Annotated in this window: 17 protein-coding genes; 5 read left to right on the top strand and 12 right to left on the bottom strand. The window is 65.6% G+C overall.

Features of this window, described 5'->3' with window-relative positions:
- Nucleotides 1–83: 83 nt before the first annotated feature.
- The 8 genes from RMET_RS24870 to RMET_RS24835 all read right to left on the bottom strand — a co-directional run bounded on the left by RMET_RS24870 (nucleotide 84) and on the right by RMET_RS24835 (nucleotide 8138).
- Complete coding sequence (locus RMET_RS24870) at nucleotides 84–1139, bottom strand: TRAP transporter substrate-binding protein (protein ID WP_011519271.1); 1056 nt, start codon at nucleotides 1137–1139, stop codon at nucleotides 84–86.
- 159 nt (nucleotides 1140–1298) lie between these two features.
- Nucleotides 1299–2063, bottom strand: coding sequence for a bestrophin-like domain (locus RMET_RS24865; protein WP_029310168.1), 765 nt, complete (start codon nucleotides 2061–2063; stop codon nucleotides 1299–1301).
- 142 nt (nucleotides 2064–2205) lie between these two features.
- Nucleotides 2206–3051 carry a phosphodiesterase gene (locus RMET_RS24860; RefSeq protein ID WP_029306383.1) on the bottom strand — a complete coding sequence of 282 codons (846 nt, stop codon included), beginning with the start codon at nucleotides 3049–3051 and terminating at the stop codon, nucleotides 2206–2208.
- Nucleotides 3052–3074: 23 nt separating this feature from the next.
- Nucleotides 3075–4133 carry an ABC transporter ATP-binding protein gene (locus RMET_RS24855; RefSeq protein ID WP_011519268.1) on the bottom strand — a complete coding sequence of 353 codons (1059 nt, stop codon included), beginning with the start codon at nucleotides 4131–4133 and terminating at the stop codon, nucleotides 3075–3077.
- Complete coding sequence (locus RMET_RS24850) at nucleotides 4126–5001, bottom strand: ABC transporter permease (protein WP_011519267.1); 876 nt, start codon at nucleotides 4999–5001, stop codon at nucleotides 4126–4128. Before RMET_RS24850 ends, RMET_RS24855 begins: the two co-directional genes overlap by 8 nt.
- Before the next feature lie 133 nt (nucleotides 5002–5134).
- Nucleotides 5135–5953 carry an ABC transporter permease gene (locus RMET_RS24845; RefSeq protein WP_008641400.1) on the bottom strand — a complete coding sequence of 273 codons (819 nt, stop codon included), beginning with the start codon at nucleotides 5951–5953 and terminating at the stop codon, nucleotides 5135–5137.
- A 23-nt stretch (nucleotides 5954–5976) separates the two neighbouring features.
- Nucleotides 5977–6999 carry an ABC transporter substrate-binding protein gene (locus tag RMET_RS24840; protein WP_011519266.1) on the bottom strand — a complete coding sequence of 341 codons (1023 nt, stop codon included), beginning with the start codon at nucleotides 6997–6999 and terminating at the stop codon, nucleotides 5977–5979.
- Nucleotides 7000–7061: 62 nt separating this feature from the next.
- Nucleotides 7062–8138: a substrate-binding domain-containing protein gene (locus tag RMET_RS24835; RefSeq protein WP_011519265.1), complete on the bottom strand. Its 1077-nt coding sequence runs from the start codon at nucleotides 8136–8138 to the stop codon at nucleotides 7062–7064.
- A 295-nt stretch (nucleotides 8139–8433) separates the two neighbouring features.
- Between RMET_RS24835 and RMET_RS24830 the strand changes: the two genes are divergently transcribed.
- The 3 genes from RMET_RS24830 to RMET_RS24820 all read left to right on the top strand — a co-directional run bounded on the left by RMET_RS24830 (nucleotide 8434) and on the right by RMET_RS24820 (nucleotide 12289).
- On the top strand, nucleotides 8434–10014 hold the full coding sequence (locus tag RMET_RS24830) for a DUF1800 domain-containing protein (RefSeq protein ID WP_011519264.1): 1581 nt from the start codon (nucleotides 8434–8436) through the stop codon (nucleotides 10012–10014).
- A gap of 18 nt (nucleotides 10015–10032) precedes the next feature.
- A complete protein-coding gene (locus RMET_RS24825) occupies nucleotides 10033–11325 on the top strand; it encodes a DUF1501 domain-containing protein (protein WP_011519263.1) in 1293 nt (430 codons plus the stop codon).
- Between the two features lie 199 nt (nucleotides 11326–11524).
- On the top strand, nucleotides 11525–12289 hold the full coding sequence (locus tag RMET_RS24820) for an EAL domain-containing protein (RefSeq protein WP_011519262.1): 765 nt from the start codon (nucleotides 11525–11527) through the stop codon (nucleotides 12287–12289).
- A gap of 27 nt (nucleotides 12290–12316) precedes the next feature.
- Here the strand turns inward: RMET_RS24820 and RMET_RS24815 are convergent, their stop codons facing one another.
- Entirely contained in the window at nucleotides 12317–14797 is a 2481-nt protein-coding gene (locus RMET_RS24815) for a penicillin-binding protein 1A (RefSeq protein ID WP_011519261.1), read from the bottom strand.
- A 316-nt stretch (nucleotides 14798–15113) separates the two neighbouring features.
- On the opposite strand from RMET_RS24815, the gene RMET_RS24810 reads away from it, so the two are divergent.
- Nucleotides 15114–16175 carry a porin gene (locus RMET_RS24810; protein WP_011519260.1) on the top strand — a complete coding sequence of 354 codons (1062 nt, stop codon included), beginning with the start codon at nucleotides 15114–15116 and terminating at the stop codon, nucleotides 16173–16175.
- Nucleotides 16176–16301: 126 nt separating this feature from the next.
- Here the strand turns inward: RMET_RS24810 and RMET_RS24805 are convergent, their stop codons facing one another.
- Complete coding sequence (locus tag RMET_RS24805) at nucleotides 16302–16616, bottom strand: hypothetical protein (RefSeq protein ID WP_008641381.1); 315 nt, start codon at nucleotides 16614–16616, stop codon at nucleotides 16302–16304.
- Between the two features lie 519 nt (nucleotides 16617–17135).
- Here RMET_RS24805 and RMET_RS33740 point away from each other — a divergent pair.
- Nucleotides 17136–17288, top strand: a complete 153-nt coding sequence (locus RMET_RS33740) for a hypothetical protein (RefSeq protein ID WP_155714383.1) — start codon at nucleotides 17136–17138, stop codon at nucleotides 17286–17288.
- Nucleotides 17289–17292: 4 nt separating this feature from the next.
- On the opposite strand, the gene RMET_RS24800 is transcribed toward RMET_RS33740, so the two are convergent.
- Nucleotides 17293–17946 carry a DUF2459 domain-containing protein gene (locus tag RMET_RS24800; protein WP_035822426.1) on the bottom strand — a complete coding sequence of 218 codons (654 nt, stop codon included), beginning with the start codon at nucleotides 17944–17946 and terminating at the stop codon, nucleotides 17293–17295.
- Nucleotides 17947–17950: 4 nt separating this feature from the next.
- A complete protein-coding gene (gene chrA, locus RMET_RS24795; RefSeq protein ID WP_011519256.1) occupies nucleotides 17951–19177 on the bottom strand; it encodes a chromate efflux transporter in 1227 nt (408 codons plus the stop codon).
- Nucleotides 19178–19187: the final 10 nt, after the last annotated feature.

Below are 19187 nucleotides of genomic sequence, written 5' to 3'. Positions count from 1 at the left end.
CGGAGGTCGGGCGCCATTGGCACAAAGGGTAATCCCGCTGCCCTAAAGGGCAATCATTCGGTCGCCGACCCACGCCGCAATGCTCAGTGGAGCCCTGCCTCCGCGCTGAAATAGGTCTTCAGCAAGGCGGCTCCGCGCTCGCCCACGCGTGTCTGCCAGACGCCGACCGCGCTCAGCCCGGCGGCTTGCAGGGCCTGTTGCACGGCGGGCGCTGGATTGTCGTCGATGGTCACACCGTTGGCGCGCATTCGGGCGGTGTTCTCGGTCAGGCGGGTATTCAGCCGCGACCATTGTTTGCCTTCGGTCGCTCTGGCGGCGGCGGTCACGGCGTCTCGCTGGGCGGGTGTCAGGGATTGCCAGGCGGCTGCGTTGACGGTCGTAAACGACAACGGCATGGCGTAGCCGATGGCCGTGAAGTAGGGCAGGTAGTCCCAGAGCTTGCGGCCCGCGCCGCCATCGCCCGACGAAAGCACGGCATTGACCGAGCCATCCTTCAGACGCGGCATGGCATCGGCGAACGACAGGTTCTGCGCCTTCGCTCCCGCAGCGCGCATGACGTCGGCGGACGTTTCGTCATAGGCGCGCACGGACAGCGTGCGCAGATCGTCGAGCGTGCCCACGGGTTTGTGTGTCCAGAGGCCCGTTGGCGGCCAGGGTGTGATGTAGAGCAGGTGCTGGCCCTGCTTCTCGAATGCCTGCGCGTAGTCCGCGCGGGCCAGATCGGCCAGGCGATGGGCCTTGTCCACCGACGTCGCTACGAATGGCAGCGACGACAGCAGGAAAATCGGATCGACCTCGCCCAACGCGCCGCCGAAAGCATCGCCGGCCTGCAGTTTGCCGTCGCGGATGGCGGCCGGCATCTGGGCGGACTTGACGCCCGCGCTGGCGTCGAAGGTCGGCTGCGGCGCCAATGTGCCCTGCGTGCGGGTAGCGACTTCCTGGGCAAACGTGGTCAGTCCTTCGCCGGGCATCGACGTGGCCGGGTACTCGGTCGCCATCTGCCAGACGACGGGCGCGGGCTGCGCGTGTGCGTTGGGTGCGAAGGGTGCGATGAGTGCGACTAGGGCGGAGGCTGTGTAGCCGGTGGCAGTGGCAAGCGTCAGCGTGGCCAGGGCAAGACGATGGCGAAGAGGATGCATGGCGGGGCGGAGGGTGGGTGGGCAATGTCGGCATGCCGGGCTCCGCCTCTGCGGGCGATGCCGGGTGCCAGTGCATTATAGGCATCGCCATGGGGGGATGTCGCGTCGTCTCCCCGTCCCCCCGTCCCGTACCGGGCGCACCGATCGGGCAAGCGCGGCCTATCGCTTCAACGATGCCTGAAGACTGAGCAGGTTCTGCGGCAACACACGGATCAGGCCGCCGCGCGGGCTGTCGATATCCGAGATCAGCGCCAGTGACAGCGACACGGTGAACGGAAGCACCAGCATCAGGATGATCTTGGCGTTTTCAGATCGGGCGCCGTAGCCCTGCATCATGCTGCTGAAAAAGGCGATGACGATCATCAGGCCCCAGGCCGAGACCGGAATCCGGTTGATCCACGCGGCCTCGGCGTAGCCCTGGCTGTTGATAACGTCGTTCATGCCGGACACCACCAGGCCCGTGATCGGTGTGGGTTTCGCGCGTGCCGCCGAGCGCATCAGCTTCCACATCTCGTCCTCGATCTGCGAGGTGGCCGCTTCGATTTCCTGCAGTTGAGCGCTGTCGCGCGTGCGGTAGTAGAGAATGCGCTGGTCCAGGTATCGGACCAGAAGCGCCTTGACCTGTTCGGCTTCCGGCCCCTCGATCAGGTCCGCCCGCAGATATTCGGTGCCGATCGCATTCGCTTCTTCTTCCTCGAGGTTCTTGCGTTGATCGTACCGTCCCACGGCCATCGACAGCGTGAATCCGATCAGCAGGGCCAGCAGCGTCAGCGTGGCGCCCTGGACGATGCCGAAGTCGTCCTTGACTTCGGCAGGGAGTGGCCGGATGCGGCGCAGCACCAGCGCGCCAAGTGCGGTGGCCGACGACATGACCACCAGCATGACAACGAAAAGGATGGCTGGATGATTGATGAGCGGGTTCATGGGAATCTCTGCTCGTCGCATCGACGTCGCGCGGTTGCGGGAGCCCTACTTTGGCACGATCCGGGCGTTCTGGCGCGGCTCTTGGTTTTCTTTCATGCGTTTGAATGTGGCATACCGAACGCGGACATGCCCGGCCGCCCCATCAATCAATCAGTTTCCCGTTCGCGTCGAAGAACGGATGCAGCGCGCCATAGTCGCCGCTGGCGGCAAGGTGCGTCACCATTCCGTGCGCGGGATGCCACCAATGCAACAGGTACCCCGGCGGCTCCATGCGGAAGCGTGACGCGGCCTGGGGATCGAGGTCGAGGGCAACCTGATGCGCGGGCCCCGGCGCGGTCATGGCGATGGTGCCACCGAAGCGGCGCGTGATATGGCGGTGCAGATGGCCGCAGACCACGCGTTCCACTTGGGGGTGCCGCGCGATGATCGCCTCGAACGCCGGCGCGTTCTCCAGGCCCTGGTCGTCCATATGGCCAATGCCGGTGTGGAACGGCGGGTGGTGCAGCATCACCAGCGTCGGTTGCTTCGGTGCCGCCGCCAGTGTGGCATCGAGCCAGGCCAGCCCGGCATCTTCGGCCCGGCCCCCCGGTTTGCCCGGGACGGTGCAATCGAAACCGACCAGCCGCAGCGGTCCGGCGTCGATGGCGTAGTGAACCGGGGCGTCGCCATCGCCGTTCGCAAACAGGTAGTCGTGATCGGCGAATACGGCACGCAGCGACGGGCGATGATCGTGATTGCCGGGCAGAAGCCTGACCGGCATCGGCAGGGGCTGCAGGAGATCGCGCAGGAAGCGGTACTCCGATTCGCTGCCGAAATCGACCAGATCGCCGGTGACGATGACGATGTCGGGCTGCTGCGGCGCGGCGAGCAGCGTGTCGATGGCGGTGCGCAACGCGCCGGCGGTATCGACCCGGCGGTACGACAGCTTGCCGCCCGCCTTGATATGGAGATCGGTCAGTTGCGCGACCAGATAGGGAGCGGCGTTCATGGTGTCTGTCCGGGTCCTGCGGGTCATGCCGCTTCGTGAAGCGTGATCAGATGATCCGTGTCGATCCGCAGGCCGACACGTTCACCGGCCTGCCATGCATCGCGGCGGGCGGTTTCGACAACCATCGGCTGGCTGGTCCCCACGTCCACCAGCAGGCGGGTGTGGTTGCCAAGAAAGAGCGCGGTGACGACGGTGCCTTCCACATGGGCTTGATCGGCCTGAACCAGCGCCACGTCCTCGGGGCGGAACATCAGGCGTGCCTGCGCTGAGACCGGGGCATCGTTCGGGGCGGCCATCGGCACCGTACCGCCCGGCACGCGCCAGCGTCTGGCTTCGGCCACGGCGGGCAGATGGTTCATCGTGCCGATGAAGTCGGCCACGAAGGCATTCGCGGGCGAGCGGTAGATCTCCTGCGGCGTGCCGGCCTGCGCAATGCGGCCCTTGTCCATCACGATGATGCGGTCGCCCAGCGCCATGGCTTCGGCCTGATCATGCGTCACATAGACGGCCGTGATGTGCAGGCTGCGTAAAAGCTGGTTGATGTCGGCGCGCAGCGCGTCACGCAGCTTCGCGTCGAGCGCGGTCAGCGGCTCATCCAGCAGCAGCACGCGGGGCTGTACGGCGATGGCGCGTGCCAGCGCCACGCGCTGGCGCTGGCCGCCGGAGAGCTGGTCGACGCGCCGGTCAGCGAATGGCTCCAGGTGCATCATCGCCAGCATGTCATTGACGCGGCGCTTGCGCGTGGCCGAATCAGTACGACGCACCCGCAGGCCGTATGCGATGTTCTCGGCCACGGTCATGTTCGGGAACAGCGCGTAGTTCTGGAACACCATGCCGACGCCGCGCTGTTCGATTGGCTGGTCGGTGACGGCGGTGTCCCCGAACCAGACTTCGCCCCCGGCATCGGGTTGCTCCAGACCGGCGATGATGCGTAGCGTGGTGGTCTTGCCGCAACCCGACGGGCCGAGCAGCACCACGGTTTCCCCCGCGCCGATATCGAGGTCGAGCGGCTGCAGGGCGGTCGTCCCATCGGCAAAGGTCTTGGCGCAGTGGCGCAGGCGGATTGCGGTGGGCTCATGCATGGCGGGTCTCGGCGGATTGGGGTACGGCAGTCATCGGCAGTTCTGCGGTGGCTTCAGGTGGGGGAGCGTGGCGGCGGGCACGCGCGCCCAACGCGCTCAGCGCCTGCATGAACACCAGCAGCGGAATGATCATCACGAAGAAGACGATGGTGTAGGCCGAGCCGATTTCCAGCCGCATGGACGCGTAGCTGTCGGCCAGCCCAACCGGGAGCGTTTGCGTGGTGGGCGTATGGAGCATCCACGTCAGGTTGAATTCGCCCACCGACAACGTCACCACCATCAGCGCGCCGGCCAGGATGCCCTGGCGGCAATTGGGCAGCACCACCGTGAAGAAGCGCTGCAGGCGCGTGGCGCCCAGACTCGCGGCAGCATCCTCGATCGTGCGGATGTCAATGGCGGAGAGAATCGCCAGCACCGATCGGACCATGAACGGCAGCGTGAACAGCACGTGTCCGATCAGGATAAACACCCAGCTCGTCCGCAGTGCCTGCCAGCCGCCGTAAAGCAGGATCAAGCCCAGTGCAGTGGCCAGCCCAGGCACGGCGACGGGCAGCATCAGCAGTTCCTCGATCAGCCGGGTCACGCGGTTGCGCCGCAGCGCCATGTAGTACGCGGCCGGCACGCCGATCACGAGGGTGCAGGCCAGACAGGCCAGCGCGATACCCAGCGAAAGAAAGATCGTGTTGCGGTAGAGCGACCAGACTTCGACCAGCCAGCGGGTAGTCAGGCCGCTCGATAGGCCGACAAAGATGTTGTTGGTCAGGCCGGCCAGCACGGACAGCACCACGGGCACCGTCATGAACGCGCAGACCGCGAGTGTGAGTGTCAGTTGCAGCCAATAGGCGGTGCGGCGGGGTTTTGAAGTCATCGGGCATCCTCGGCAGGCATTGAGGCGCTATCAAGATGCAGCGAAGCGGTGCTGGCTAGACGCGCGGCCGCAGACATTGCAAGTGTTACGGCAAGGCCGCGCAAGGACGCCAGAATCATTTTGATAGGGCCTTCTAGGCGGTAGCGGCGACCGCATCGCCGGAGTACCAGCGGGCCAGCGCCAGCAGCATCCAGGTGACAGCACCAAGCAGGATCGACAGGGCGGCGGCCATGCCGAAGTTCGCGTAGTTGGTGAACTCGTTGTAGATCGTCAGCGGCAGCACGTCGAGCTGGGTGGCCAGCGTGAAGGCCGTGCCGAACGCGCCCATGCTGGTGGCAAAGCAGATTGCGCCGCTCGACAGCATGGCCGGCATCAGCGCAGGCAGCATCACGTCGCGCACCACGTGCCAGCGGCTGGCGCCGAGCGAGCGCGCCGCTTCCTCCAGCGAGGTGTCGAGCTTGTCGACGGCGGCCATCACCGTCAGGATCACGCGCGGAATCGAGAAGTACAGGTAGCCAACGAACAGGCCGGCGAGGCCATAGGCGAAGGTCCAGCGTTCGCCGGTCAGCGCATCGCCAATCGAAGCCAGCAGGCCGTTGCGGCCCCCAAGCATGATGACCATGAAGCCGATCACCACACCTGGGAAGGCCAGCGGAAACGTCAGCATTGCCACCAGCACTGGTTTGCCCGGCACCGGATGGCGTTGCAGGAACGTGCCCGATATGCCGGCGATCACCAGCGTCGCCAGCGTGACCAGCGCCGAGAGCAGCACGGTCACCATCAGGCTGTGCAGGTAGCGGCCGCTGGTCAGCACGGTCCAGTAGACCCCCGCGCCGTCCTTGCCGGTCAGGCTGACTTCGATCAGCCGTGCCATCGGCAGGCAGAAGAACGCCAGGAACACGACGAGCGCGGGCAGCGCGAACAGGAAGAGGGCGGGGGATCGTCTGGTCATGATGGAGTCTGGCGGCGCCTGGATCAGCGGACTTCCTTCAGGTACTGCTCGCTGAAGGCTTTCTGCACCTGAGCCATCTTGCCGAAGTCGACCGGCTTGGCGCGAGCGTACTCGGCGGCGGGCAGGAAGCGCGACTGCACGTCCTTCGGCATCGGCACGTTACGCACCGGGCGAAGGTAGGCGTTGGCCCACAGCGCCTGGCCCTGGTCGGACAGCACGAAATCAAGCACCTTGCGGCCTTCGGTGGCATGGGGCGCGTTGTTGACCAGGCTCATCACGTAGGGCACCACCAGCGTGCCTTCCTTCGGAATCACGAACGCCACGTTGGCGTGATCCTTGTACTTGGCGCGATAGGCGTTGAAGTCATAGTCGAGCAGGATGGGAATCTCGCCAGACAGCACGCGCGCATAGGCGGTCTGCTTCGGCACGATCGGCTGGTTCTTCTGCAACTCGCGGAAGTACTTGAAGGCCGGGCCAAAGTTGTCCAGCGTGCCACCCATTGCCTGATTCACCGCCACGGCGCCCACATAGCCGACGAAGGCGCTGGCCGGGTCGAGGTAGCCGATCAGGCCCTTGTATTCCGGCTTGAGCAAGTCGGCCCATGACTGCGGCACGGGCTTGCCACGCAGTGCGTCGACGTTAACCATGAAACCGAGCGTGCCGGAGTGGATCGCGAACCAGTTGCCCTGCGGGTCCTTGAGACCGTCGGGAATGTCGTTCCAGTTGGCCGGCTTGTACCCTTGCGTCACGCCATCGGCCTTGGCCTGGATGCCGAACGTCACGCCCAAGTAGGTCACGTCGGCCACCGGGCTGGCGCGCTCGGCAACCAGCTGCGCCAGCGACTGGCCGGAGTTCTTGTTGTCGAGTGGCACGGTGATGCCGGTCTTTTCCTTGATCGCGCGGATCTGCGCGGCCCAGTCGGCCCATTCGGGCGGGCAGTTGTAGCAGATGGCGGTTTGCGCGGCCACGCCCTGGCTGAAGGCCGCGGCGGTTGCGGTGATGGCCAGCCAGCGCAGCGGACGGCGCCAGAAGGATTGCGTCGACATGTGAAGCTCCCTGGTTGAAGGTTGAGACGGCAAGTGGTGCGTATGGCGCTTGTAGGCAGGTTTTATCGCGGCGCGCTGACGGTACCGTCAAGGCGCAGCATGTGTGGCAGCAGGAAAGCGCCTTCTGCTGCGTCATCGTGGTTCAGGTTGCGATGCTGGAGCCGTTGCAAAAGCTGGTGAACGGCTTGCGCGCCGATCTCGGCGTTCGGCTGCATGACGGTGGCCAGCGGCGGCTCCACCAGCGCGCCAAGCGCGATGCCGTCATATCCGAGCACGGATACGTCGCCCGGCACGCGGCGGCCCAGCCGCTTGAGATCGGAAATTACGCCGATCGCCAGCAGGTCGTTGGTGCAGAAGAATGCGGTGGGGGCGTCGGCACGCGTCATCAGTTCACGAATCTGCATGGCATTGCTGGCTGTGTGCGAGGGCAGGCAGACCGGGGCGAGCGGCGTCAAATCATGCGCGCGCATCGCGTCCTCATAGCCCGCGAAGCGCTGCCGCGCGCGATCGGAGGCCATGAAGGCGCCGGAGATCACGGCGATGCGCTGGTGGCCCGCGGTGATCAGCGCCTTGACGCCCTCGCATGCACTGGCGCGGTTGTCGACGGACACCGAGTGCCGGCCTGGGAGCGATACCTGGTTATAGGCCAGCACGTAGGGCACCGACTCCTTGTCGAGCTGGTCGAGAACAAGGCTCTGGGCGGCATCCGCAACGGTCAGCACCATGCCGTCGACACGATGACGGAGCAGATATTCGATCCGCTCGCGCTCGCGTTCGGTGTCGTAACCGCTCGTCACAAGCATCAGCGAGTAGCCCGCGACCATCGCCGATTCCTCGATGCCGCGCCAGCATTCGGCGAATACCGCGTTTTCCAGCGTGGGCAGCATGACGCCGAGAATGCGGGTCTGCTGCGCGCGCAGCTTGGCGCCGAGCAGGTTGGGGCGGAACGACAGCCGCTGCGCGGCCTCGTGAACGCGGTTGGCGGTGGTTTCCCTGACGAGCTGCGGATGGCTGAACACACGCGAGGCGGTGGCCAGCGATACCTTCGCCGCGAGGGCGACGTCGGCCAGTGTCACACCATGACCGGGCTCGGCGGAGGCAACGCTTTGCGACAACACGGTTCGGCGGGACGGCGCCATGGGCTTCCTCGTCGGGGGGTGGGGGCATGCAGCGATGAAAACGTTTTCATTGAAGCGCCGAAAAATCAGGCGTCAAGGTTTTCCGTTGCTGCGATGCCGCATCGTCGATGCGATTCGCCCGGGCCCTGCGCCTGTCATGAAGCCGAATTCTCGGATGCGAGTGTGACCGGGCGATGACAGGCCCAGGCGGAAAGCTCTCGTAACAGACTCGGTACCTTTGGCCGTCAACCAACCGCATCGTCCAGGCGTCAAACCGGCATTCCCATCTGTATCTGTCATAGAAGAGGGTGTCCTCATGGTTAACCCCAAATCGAGCGCACGGAAGTGGCAGCGCCTGCTGGCGCTGCTGGCCACGGCAACGTTCCTGGCGGCCTGCGCCCAGACGCCGCCATCGGGGGCGACGCAGCCCGGCAGCCTGTCGTCGGCCGACCTGCGCTGGCTGAACACGGTCAGCTTCGGCGCTGACCAGGCCAGCGTGCAGCGCCTCCAGACGATCGGACGCGAGCGTTATCTGGAAGAGCAGTTGCACACGCCGCTGGCAGACCCGCAACCGGTGGCGGCGGCAATCGCGGCGCTGCCCGTCAGCCAGGGCGATGCCGTACAGCGCCAGCAGGCCGTGCGCGCCGAGCGGGAGCGCATCAACACGCTTACCGACGAATCCGAGAAGCAGCAGGCGCGTCAGGCGATCAACCGCCAGACGCGGGAACTCGTGCTCGACACCGAGCGTCGTCATCTGCTGAGGGCGTTGTACTCGCCCGGCCAGTTGCGCGAGCAGATGACCTGGTTCTGGATGAACCACTTCAGCGTCTATGCGGCCAAGGGGCAGGTCGGGTCGATGCTGCCCGAGTATGAGGAGCGCGCGATCCGTCCGCACGCGCTGGGCAAGTTCCGGGATCTGGTGATGGCGACGGTGACCTCACCGGCCATGCTGGTGTATCTGGACAACGCGCAGAGCGCGGCCAATCGCATCAACGAGAACTACGCGCGCGAGCTGATGGAGTTGCACACGCTGGGCATATCGGGCGGACCCAGCGGCTCGCGCTACACGCAGCAGGACGTGCAGGAACTGGCACGCGTGCTGACCGGGCTGGGTGTGAACCTGCGCGGAGAGCCGCCGAAGCTAGGGCCGGCGCGCGCGGCCATGTATCGCAGCGACGGGCTGTTCGAATTCAATCCGAATCGCCATGATTTCGGTTCCAAGGTGCTGCTGGGCCAGCGCATCGAGCCCACTGGCTACAGCGAGGTGGAGCGGGCCGTGACCATCCTGTCGCGCGATCCGGCCACGGCGCGCTTTATCTCGGCGAAGCTGGCCACGTACTTCGTGTCCGATACCCCGCCGCAGGCATTGGTCGACCGGATGGCCGCCACGTTCACGCGTACCGACGGCGATATCGGCGCGGTGCTGCGGACGATGCTGCTGTCGAAAGAGTTCGACAGTGCCGCGGCCCACGGCGCGCGCAAGTTCAAGGATCCGATGGTTTTTGTGGTCTCGTCGATGCGCCTGGCCTATGACGGACGGCCAGTCACCAATCTGCGTCCGGTAATCAACTGGCTCAATCAGTTGGGCGAGCCGCTGTATGGCCACGTGACGCCGGACGGCTACCCGGCCGCCGAAAGCGCGTGGGCCAGTTCGGGCCAACTGGTGCGGCGCTTCGAGATCGCGCGGACCATCGGCAACGGCCCGGCGGGCCTGTTCACTGGCGAGGATGGCCAACCCACGCAGCGGCGTGGTTTTCCGATGCCGAATAGCCGCATGTTCTACGACACGATCGAAGCCACGCTGGGCCCCGCCACGCGCGGCGCGCTGGCGCAGGCCGGGTCTCAGCAGGAATGGAATGCGGTATTGCTGAGTTCGCCCGAATGGATGCAACGTTGAGTGCGCAAGGAGCATGTCATGAATCGACGTGATTGGCTCAGGACCCTGGGTGGCGCGGGGCTGGCCCTGACGCTGCCGACGATGTCGTCGCGCGTGTTCGCGCTGCCCGCGCAGGCCGATGCGCGCTTCCTGCTGGTGTTCCTGCGCGGTGGCTACGATGCGGCCAACGTTCTGGTGCCGGCGGGCAGCGATTTCTACTATGCGTCGCGGCCGACGATCGCCATCAAGCGTCCGGTGGCCGACGGTGCGTCGCCCGATCCGGCTGCGTCGCTGCCGCTGTCGGCGGACGGTTGGGCGCTGCACCCGGTACTGGGCACGACGATGTTGCCGCTGTGGCAGCGCCAGCAACTGGCGTTCATCCCGTTCGCGGGGACCAGTGACATGTCGCGCAGCCACTTCGAGACGCAGGACGGCATCGAAGCCGGACTGGCGGGTGATGGGCACGGCGGCGGCATGCCACGCGGAAGCGGTTTCCTGAATCGCCTGGCGCAGTCGATGGGTGGTCAGGCGGCTCCGGTGGCGTTTACCGATGGCTTGCCGATGGTGATGTCGGGCGCGCTCAGCGTGCCAAACGTGTCGCTGAAGGGCACCGGGCGTACGCCATTTGACGCGCGCCAGACCCAGATGCTGGCGCAGATGTACAAGGGAACACGTTTCGAGTCGCTGATTGCCGAGGGCTTCGAGTTGCGCCAGACGGTTGCCGAGCAGGCCGAGGCGATGCGCAAGCATGAGGCCGCGATGCGCAGCGCGGAGGGTGAGTCGATGTCGGGCCGCATGGACGAAATGCAGGCGGCCAACCGGCGCGCGCTGAGCGCCCGTGGCTTCGAGCAGGAAGCCCGCCGCATGGCCGGGCTGATGCGCGATAAATTCAATATCGGTTTCATCGATGTGGGCGGCTGGGACACCCACGTCAATCAAGGGGGCGCGCAGGGCCAACTGGCGAACCTGCTCGATAACCTGGGGCGCGGCATTGCCGGATTTGCCGAAGAGATTGGCCCGACCTGGCGCAATACGACGGTGGTGGCGATCTCGGAGTTCGGCCGAACGTTCCGCGAGAACGGCACGCGCGGCACGGACCACGGTCATGGCACGGTGTACTGGGTCGCAGGCGGCAATGTACGTGGTGGCCGCATCGTCGGCGAGCAGGTCGCGGTGACGCAGGCCTCGCTCAATCAGAACCGGGACTATCCCGTGCTGAACGACTACCGCGCTGTGCTGGGGGGTGTCTTCCGTCGTCTGTATGGCCTGGACGATGCGCGTCTGGCGCAGGTGTTTCCGGGGACGCGCTCGCGGGATATCGGTCTGGTGTAGCGCTGAGGGTGTGGTGGCAAATGCGGTGGCAGCCGGGGGCAGGGGGTGCGAAAGTGGGGGGTGATGCCCCCGTCAAGTAGGGTGCGTTGTGGCTCAAGTGGCGGAGGAGTTATGCCGATAGCTGCGGTGGGAGCGGATTCTTCCGATAGCAAGATCCGCATGAACCAACGCCAGTTTGAGTGCAAGCCTTGTCGCCACCATGACGCCAACCATCGCCGATTGCCTCGAACAAAGGTACCTGCGACCGGTTTTCCAGCCGATCGGGTCGCTCGCCACTGGCGACATCCTCGGGTATGAGGCACTGATACGCGGCCCGGTGGGCACGCCGCTGGAGAACCCTGTCGCCCTGTTCGCGGAAGCGGCCAGGGCGGGGGCGCTGGTGCGCATGGAGCGGCTAGCCGCGCGCACCGCGATTGCCGCATTCATGCAGGCGCGCCTGCCCGGCAAGCTATTCCTGAACTACAGCGCGGACTCCCTGCGTGATATCGAGGACACGCGGGAGGATGTGCGCAACTTCCTGCAGCGCGTGGACATGCCTTCGGACCGCATCGTGCTGGAGCTGACCGAGCAGGCACCACTGGGGCCGCTGGAATCGCTGACCAAGGCCGTCTTCTCGATCCGCGCGCGCGGCGCGCAGTTCGCGCTCGACGACTACGGCACCGGCCATGCCAACCTCGGCCAGTGGATCGCGATGAAGCCCGATTACGTGAAGATCGCCCGCGTCGTCATCGACGGCATTGCCACGTCGACGTTCCAGCTCGAAGCCGTGCGCGCGCTGTGCAAGCTGGCGAAGCTCAGTGGCACGAAGCTGGTGGCTGAGGGCATCGAGCGCGTGGACGATCTGCTCGTGTGCCGCGAACTCGGTATCGACTATGCGCAGGGTTACCTGTTGGCACGTCCCGCCGAGGTACCGGCGTTGACATTGTCGGAGGAGGCGCTGCGCGCGTTGCGCGCGGCGCCCTGAATCACTGCCAGCGTCTGTGTGGCTGTGTCAGTGCGCTGTAGCCGGCGCCGCATCCGACTGAGCCGGCTCGCCGGCCACCGAAGGTGCCACTGGCGGTACGGGCGAGACCACCGGCACGGACGGCGCTGATGCCGGGATGGCAGGCGCGGTTGGAGCGGCCGGGGCTGCCGGGGCGCTTGCGGAAGACGACGGTGGCGTGGCTTCCACCACTTCACCCGGGTCGAGTGCCATGCCGCCGTCGGCGATTGCCGCCGATGCGCTGGCCGGTGGCAATGCGTCGTTATCGGTCTCCGGCAGTGCCGGGCGGCGCGGCGCCGGACGTGGAACGGGCGCGGCGTCTTCCTTCTTGCCGGCGCCGAACAGCTTCTGGTACCAGCCCTTGATCTGATCGGTAATCGCGGAGTACCAGGTCTTCTCGTTGGATTCCGCGAAGCGCACGCGCGGGTCGATGATCCTCGCGCGCAGGGCCCGTTGATAGAAGTCACCGACGATCGGCAGCGCGCTATGTGCGCCCTGGCCCCAGTAGTCGCTACGTAGCGTCACGCGGCTGTCGTTGAAGCCGACCCATGCGCCGGCCACGAGCTGGGGATGCATCAGGATAAACCAGCCGTCGGCGTTGTCCTGGGTGGTGCCGGTCTTGCCCGCCACGTCGGCACGGATGCCGAAGCGGGTGCGGATCGCCGTGCCGGTGCCGCGGTCGATCACGTCGCGCATCACGTCGACGAGCGTCTCGTTGGCCGAGGTCGACAACGCGCGTTGCGGTGACGGATCGCGGAACTGCGCCAGCACATTGCCTTGCTGGTCCTCGATCCGCGTGACCATGGTCGGCGCGAGGTATTGCCCGCCATTGGCGATGGTGCCGTAGGCGCTGACCATTTCCTTGAGCGTCACCGGACTCGTGCCCAGCGCCAGCGATGGCACGGCTTCGAGCTTGCTGTCGCGCACGCCCATCGCACGGGCCAGTTGCGCCACGCGGTCCGCGCCAATCGTCTGCACCAGTTGGGCGGTGATCGTGTTCTTCGAGTAGACCAGACCGTCACGCAGGCTCAGCGCGCGGCCCGTGGGCGGCGATTCATCGGTGGGGCGCCAGATTTCGCCACCGGCCAGCTTGATCTCGACCGGCTGGTCGATAAAGGTCTCGTCGGGACTCTGCCCGCGCGCGAACGCGGCGCCATAGACAAAAGGCTTGAACGTGGAACCGGGCTGGCGACGCGCCTGGGCTACGTGGTCGAACGCGTCGACTGTGAAGTCGCGGCTGCCAACCCAGGCCTTGATTTCGCCGGTTGTCGGGTCCATCGCCATGAAGCCCGCCTGCACGCGCGTCTTCTGCTCGCGCAGCGCCTGCATAAAGGGGCGATCGGCCATCAGGCGCTTCAGCGCGTCTTCCTCGCTCTGGCCGCCAGCCACCGCGGCGCGGAACTCCGGCGTTTCGCGCACGAATGCCTGCACCAGACCCCGGCTCTCGGACCATCCCGCGCGCGGTGCCCAGGCAGCGTTGGCGATCGATTGCAGTTGGTTGCCCTGGCGCGTCAGTGCCTGGGTGGCCATGGTCTGCAGACGCGAATCGATCGTCGTATGGATGACCAGGCCGTCGGTATAGAGGTTGTAGTCGTTGCGGTCAGCCCAGGTAATCAGCCATTTGCGCAGTTGCTGGGCGAAGTGGGGTGCGGGGCCGGGTGCCTCGATCTGGCGCTCGAAGTCGATGCGCAGTGGCCGCTTCTTCAGCGTCTCGAAGCGGGCCGGGTCGAGCTTGCCGCGTTTCACCATCTGGGCCAGCACCGTGTTGCGGCGATCCAGCGCGCGCTCGGGGTTCAGCACCGGGTTGTAGTAGCTGTTGCCCTTGAGCATCCCGATCAGCGTCGCGGCTTCCAGCACGTCGAGCTTGTCGGCGGACTTGTCGAAGTACGTGCGCGCGGCCATCTCGATGCCGAACGCGTTGTACAGGAACGGCACCGTGTTGAGGTAGGTCTCGAGGATCTCGTCCTTCGAGTAAAGCGCTTCGATCTTCAGTGCCGTGATCGCTTCCTTGAGCTTGCGCGTCAAAGTGGGCGCGCGGCCGATCTCGTCCGGGTAGCGGTTGCGCGCCAGCTGCTGCGTGAGCGTGGAACCGCCCTGGCGGTCGCCCGAGAACGTATGCAGCGCGGCCGAGGCGGTGCGCCGCCAGTCGAGCCCGTGGTGCTGGTAGAAGCGGTGGTCCTCGGTGGCGATCAGCGCGTCGACCACATTGGGCGAGATCTCGGAAAGCTTGACCCAGTCGCGGTTGGCCCAGCGGTAGACCGCGATTTCCTTGCCGTCGGCCGACAGTACCTGCGCGGGCTGTTCGGACTTGGCCTTGCGGATGTCGCTGATGCCCGGCGTGAACGGGATCAGCAACAGGATATAGAGCAGCACCAGCGCCGGGATGGCGGCCACCGCCAGCACGACCTCGCGCCGCGTGGGACGGCGCAAATGCTGACGGATCAGCGACAGGCGTGAGGCGATGAAGGTCTTGATGGAATCCAGGCGCATTGACACAGGCACCTCGGTCCCGTTGCGCGCTGTCATCGGGGCGTCAAATGCCGTTCTCGGAAAAGTGTGAATGCTACCAAATTGTGGGCAGGGAAAACCCGAATCACGCATCGTCTGAAAGCACAACCCTCTATGAGGGTGGATTCCTGATATGGCAATAACTCTTGTTACGACACAAGAATTTCATACTGAATCGGAATAATTGCGATGCGCCCCTATCGGTCACCGCTCGCCGGCGTTGTGTCGCAAGCACTTTCCGGACGACTGCGGAGCGGGGAAGCATCTCAATGTCTTAAACAAAACAGAGAAATATACAGTGAAGAAAGCTCTATTTGCCTTGGCGGCTGCGGGTACGTGCGCCCTGTCCGGCGTTGCATCGGCACAAACCGCCTCGAACGTGACCCTGTACGGCATCGCCGACGCAGGTATTGAATTCGCTACCCATTCCCCGGGTGGCAACGGTGGTACCGCGGTGCGCGTGAGCTCGGGCAACATGTCCGGTTCGCGCTGGGGCCTGCGTGGCGTGGAAGACCTGGGCGGTGGCCTGAAGGGTATCTTCACGCTCGAGTCGGGCTTCGACATCGACACCGGTTTGTCCGGCCAGAGCAGCCGACTGTTCGGTCGCCAGGCCTTTGTGGGCCTGCAGGGCGGCTTTGGTGCTGTGACCCTGGGCCGCCAGCAGAACGCGTTGTATGACCTGTTCGGTGCCTACGACCCGATGGGCGTGGGTCCGAAGTACTCGCTGAACTCGGTTGACTCGGGCTTCAATGGCCGCGCCGACAACTCGCTCAAGTACACGGGCAAGTTCGGTGGCCTGACCGGCACCGGGTACTACAGCACGGGTGCCAACAATAACGGCGAAGTGCCGGGCAACTACAAGGCTGGTCGCGCATTCGGCGCCGGCCTGGCCTACACCGCCGGCGCCTTCTCGGTCGGCACCGCCTATGACCAGACTCAGAGCGGCACGCCGGCCATCTCGGACCGCGCCATCAAACGTCTGGCCGTCGGTACGTCCTACGACTTTGGCCCGGCCAAGGTGTTCGCCGGCTATCGCTGGATGCGTGACGATGGCGTGGCCACGGCTGCTACTGCCGCCGCGCGCAACAATGTCTACTGGCTCGGCGGCCTGTACCGCGTGACCCCGGCCCTGTCCCTGACTGGTGCCGCGTACTACACTGATGCGCATGAGAGCAACAACGATTCGTGGATGTTCGTGCTGTCGGCCGATTACGCCTTCTCGAAGCGCACCGATGCCTATCTGAACGTGGGCTACGTGACCAACAAGGGCGCATCGAACCTGGGCCTCAACGGTGCTGGCACGGCTATCGCCGGTGCCAACCAGACTGGCGCCATCGCAGGCATCCGTCACCGCTTCTAAGCATCCACGATCCGGCTAAAGGGAGGCACCGACAGGCGGGGCCTTTCCCCCCGTCCTGCCGGATAAAAAAACGCCCCTGGACCGACTTGGCGGCCCAGGGGCGTTCTTCGTTTTCAGCGGGGGCTTTTACTGGGCGGGGGGCAGCGCGGCGCGCGCATCATGATCGCGCAGGCGCTCCAGCGCGCGTGTCAGGCGGGCACCTTCCTCCACGTCTGTGGTCGTGTGCAGCGTTTGCACCGCGTGCAGCAACTGCTTCTTGTCGGTCGCATTCATCTTGCCACCGGCTTCCATCGCTTCGAGTTCTTTGTCCACGCGCTTGCCAAGCTTGCGTACGAATTCGGGATCGAGCTGCCCCTGACTGGCACTGTGGGCAATGTGATAGATCAGGGCGGCCAGCCCCTCTGGAGTTGTCTCGGTCACGGCAACGGCATCGCGTTTCATACGTACTCTCCGGGAAGCAGGTTGTTTCATTCTAGCGAGTGGATGGCGCCACGATAACGGACGCAACAGAAATAAGCGTGGATCTGATCCACGTGTGCGGTATCAGGCTCGGCAGCGTCTTATTTCCGAAATATTGCAGCGTCAGAATGTCATCCGTTGTTGGCCCGCTGAATAAGTCGGGAATCCAGATGCGACCGGAGGGGTTGCCGCGGGCCGACTTCGCTATCGCCGGTATCGTCCATGGAGGCCCGCAGAGACACCAGGATGGGCAGGTGGCGAATTGACACAAAGTACGCGGGGCATGGAGCCGTCTTCCGAGACGGCTCTATTTGTTTCCGGACCGCCACAGCCGGCTCGGCACTCTCTTTTCACGGCGCTACCAACGCCACTTGCCAGCGTCTTCTTGTTCACCCGCTGTAGGAGATAGGCCGATGGCGGCGCCCAAGGACCGCTATCTAAACTGGCCGCGTATTGTTTTTTTGTTCTTTTGTTCTTTTGCACATCCAGGAGGGACACACCATGTCCAGACTCATCATGATCCTGATGCTGCCGATCTGCGTTGCCGGTTGCGTGTCGTTCAGCAGCAGCGATCCCAGTCCTCCACAGAAGACTACCGTGGTGACGCCGGCCCCGGGTACCACGACAACGATCTGCAGTCCGGCGCCGTGCTAGTGGCCTAGCGCGCGGGCTGCGCGATCTGCCGGACCTGTCGCATGACACCGTCGGCGAACAGCACGGGACCAAGAATCGGGATGCCAGCCGCGCGCAAGGCGTCGGCGGTCCAGGTATTGCACGTATAGAAGCCGTCATAGTCCGCCGTGGCGCCGAAGTAGAGGCCACCTGGATAGGGGCCCTCTCCAAGGCTGATCGGCGCACCGGTATCGTTGGTCTGCACGGCGTTGCCCAGGAATTCCCGTAGCCGTTCCATGCCGGGCTCGCTGACGTCGAGCCGCACCACGTTGTCCGCGCCGAATGCGGCGGCCGGCGTATCGCGCAAGACCGTCAGCAGGATGGCGCCTGCGCCGGGGAGCAGCGCCGAGAGCAGCGTCATCGGGCCGCGCTCCCGACTGAGCAGGTAGTGTCGATCGCCAAAGCCGAAACATAGGTAACGCGAGTCCCCGTACCCGATCACCAGCCGCATCAGGCGCGTATCCGCATCCTCGGTGCGGATGCAGACGTCGGTGTGCCAGTCGCGCTCGACCACGTCGATGGTGGTGGCCGGGTCATTCGCAGCAGGGGTTTCGGTGGAGGCGGCGCAGCCCGACAGCAGTGTGATCAGCGCGGCGATTGCCACGCGGGCGCAAGGGCGAGCCAGCCCCGCGCGCTTCATTGGCTCAGGCCACCCCGCCCACATGCATCCCCCAGCCCGCCAGCGCGCAACCCGTCACCACGGCCCACGGCGGCACGCGCCACACGGTCAGCGCAGCCAGAGCGAGCAGTGCCAACGCGAAATCGGCGGGGGCATGGATCGCGCTGGTCCAGACCGGCTGATAGAGCGCGGACAGCAGCAGGCCCACCACGGCCGCGTTGACACCCGCGAGCGCCGCACGCGTGCCCGCGTGGCGGCGCAATCGCTCCCAGAACGGCAGGGCGCCAAAGACCAGCAGGAAGGAGGGCGCGAAAATCGCCAGCAGACACACGATGCCGCCGATCCAGCCAGTCGGCGCGGGCCCACCGGCTGCGCCGAGGAACGCCGCGAACGTGAACAGGGGACCCGGTACCGCCTGCGCGGCGCCATAGCCGGCCAGGAAGGTGTCATTGTTCACCCAGCCTGTGGGTACCACTGTCGCCTGCAGCAGCGGCAGTACGACGTGTCCGCCGCCGAACACCAACGCGCCGGCACGGTAGAACGCATCGACCAGCGCCAGGGCATGGTTCGGAATCAAGCTGGCAACCACGGGCAGGCCGGCCAGCAGTCCCGCGAACAGCAGCAGGAATCCGATTGCCGCGCCATGCCCAACGGGTATCGACAGTGGTTCGTGTGGCGGGACCTGTGCGGTGCGGAAGCGCTGCGCGCCGACCATCCCGGCGACCACCATCACACCGACCTGGCACCACGGCGAGGGGATCAGTGTCACGGCCACGGCGGCGAGAATCATCAGCGTGATGCGCGGAGCGTCGGGGCACAGCGAGCGCGCCATGCCCCAGACCGCCTGCGCGACCACCGCCACCGCCGCCACCTTGAGCCCGTGCAGCGCGCTCGGTGGCACCAGATTGCCATAGTGCGACAGGCCCAGCGCGAACAGGATCAATGCGATTGCCGATGGCAGTGTGAAGCCGACCCACGCGGCCAGCGCGCCGGGGTAGCCGGCCCGCGACAGACCGACCACCATGCCTACCTGGCTGCTGGCCGGGCCGGGCAGGAACTGGCATAGCGCGACGATATCGGAATAAGCGTGTTCGGTGAGCCAGCGACGGCGCGTGACGAAGGCGTCGCGGAAGTAGCCCAGATGGGCGACCGGCCCGCCAAAGGAGGTGAGACCGAGCCGCAGGAAGACAAGGAAGACCTCCCAGGCGCTTTGGCTGGCGCGATGGGTTTCGGTGGCGCGGAGCGTGCTCATGCCGGATGCT

Source organism: Cupriavidus metallidurans CH34 (genome assembly GCF_000196015.1).
GTDB lineage: Bacteria > Pseudomonadota > Gammaproteobacteria > Burkholderiales > Burkholderiaceae > Cupriavidus > Cupriavidus metallidurans.
The sequence above is the reverse complement of the archived record's forward strand: the minus strand, read 5'-3'. Positions and strand labels throughout refer to the sequence as shown.

What these genes read in the sequence shown, in the direction of transcription:
- RMET_RS24855 (WP_011519268.1), bottom strand. Translation starts at nt 4,133, where the DNA reads ATGCATGAGCCCACCGCAATCCGCCTGCGCCACTGCGCCAAGACCTTT.
- RMET_RS24865 (WP_029310168.1), bottom strand. Translation starts at nt 2,063, where the DNA reads ATGAACCCGCTCATCAATCATCCAGCCATCCTTTTCGTTGTCATGCTG.
- RMET_RS24820 (WP_011519262.1), top strand. Translation starts at nt 11,525, where the DNA reads ATGACGCCAACCATCGCCGATTGCCTCGAACAAAGGTACCTGCGACCG.
- RMET_RS24825 (WP_011519263.1), top strand. Translation starts at nt 10,033, where the DNA reads ATGAATCGACGTGATTGGCTCAGGACCCTGGGTGGCGCGGGGCTGGCC.
- RMET_RS24835 (WP_011519265.1), bottom strand. Translation starts at nt 8,138, where the DNA reads ATGGCGCCGTCCCGCCGAACCGTGTTGTCGCAAAGCGTTGCCTCCGCC.
- RMET_RS24850 (WP_011519267.1), bottom strand. Translation starts at nt 5,001, where the DNA reads ATGACTTCAAAACCCCGCCGCACCGCCTATTGGCTGCAACTGACACTC.
- RMET_RS24805 (WP_008641381.1), bottom strand. Translation starts at nt 16,616, where the DNA reads ATGAAACGCGATGCCGTTGCCGTGACCGAGACAACTCCAGAGGGGCTG.
- RMET_RS24815 (WP_011519261.1), bottom strand. Translation starts at nt 14,797, where the DNA reads ATGCGCCTGGATTCCATCAAGACCTTCATCGCCTCACGCCTGTCGCTG.
- RMET_RS24830 (WP_011519264.1), top strand. Translation starts at nt 8,434, where the DNA reads ATGGTTAACCCCAAATCGAGCGCACGGAAGTGGCAGCGCCTGCTGGCG.
- chrA (WP_011519256.1), bottom strand. Translation starts at nt 19,177, where the DNA reads ATGAGCACGCTCCGCGCCACCGAAACCCATCGCGCCAGCCAAAGCGCC.
- RMET_RS24840 (WP_011519266.1), bottom strand. Translation starts at nt 6,999, where the DNA reads ATGTCGACGCAATCCTTCTGGCGCCGTCCGCTGCGCTGGCTGGCCATC.
- RMET_RS24845 (WP_008641400.1), bottom strand. Translation starts at nt 5,953, where the DNA reads ATGACCAGACGATCCCCCGCCCTCTTCCTGTTCGCGCTGCCCGCGCTC.
- RMET_RS24860 (WP_029306383.1), bottom strand. Translation starts at nt 3,051, where the DNA reads ATGAACGCCGCTCCCTATCTGGTCGCGCAACTGACCGATCTCCATATC.
- RMET_RS24870 (WP_011519271.1), bottom strand. Translation starts at nt 1,139, where the DNA reads ATGCATCCTCTTCGCCATCGTCTTGCCCTGGCCACGCTGACGCTTGCC.
- RMET_RS24800 (WP_035822426.1), bottom strand. Translation starts at nt 17,946, where the DNA reads ATGAAGCGCGCGGGGCTGGCTCGCCCTTGCGCCCGCGTGGCAATCGCC.
- RMET_RS33740 (WP_155714383.1), top strand. Translation starts at nt 17,136, where the DNA reads ATGTCCAGACTCATCATGATCCTGATGCTGCCGATCTGCGTTGCCGGT.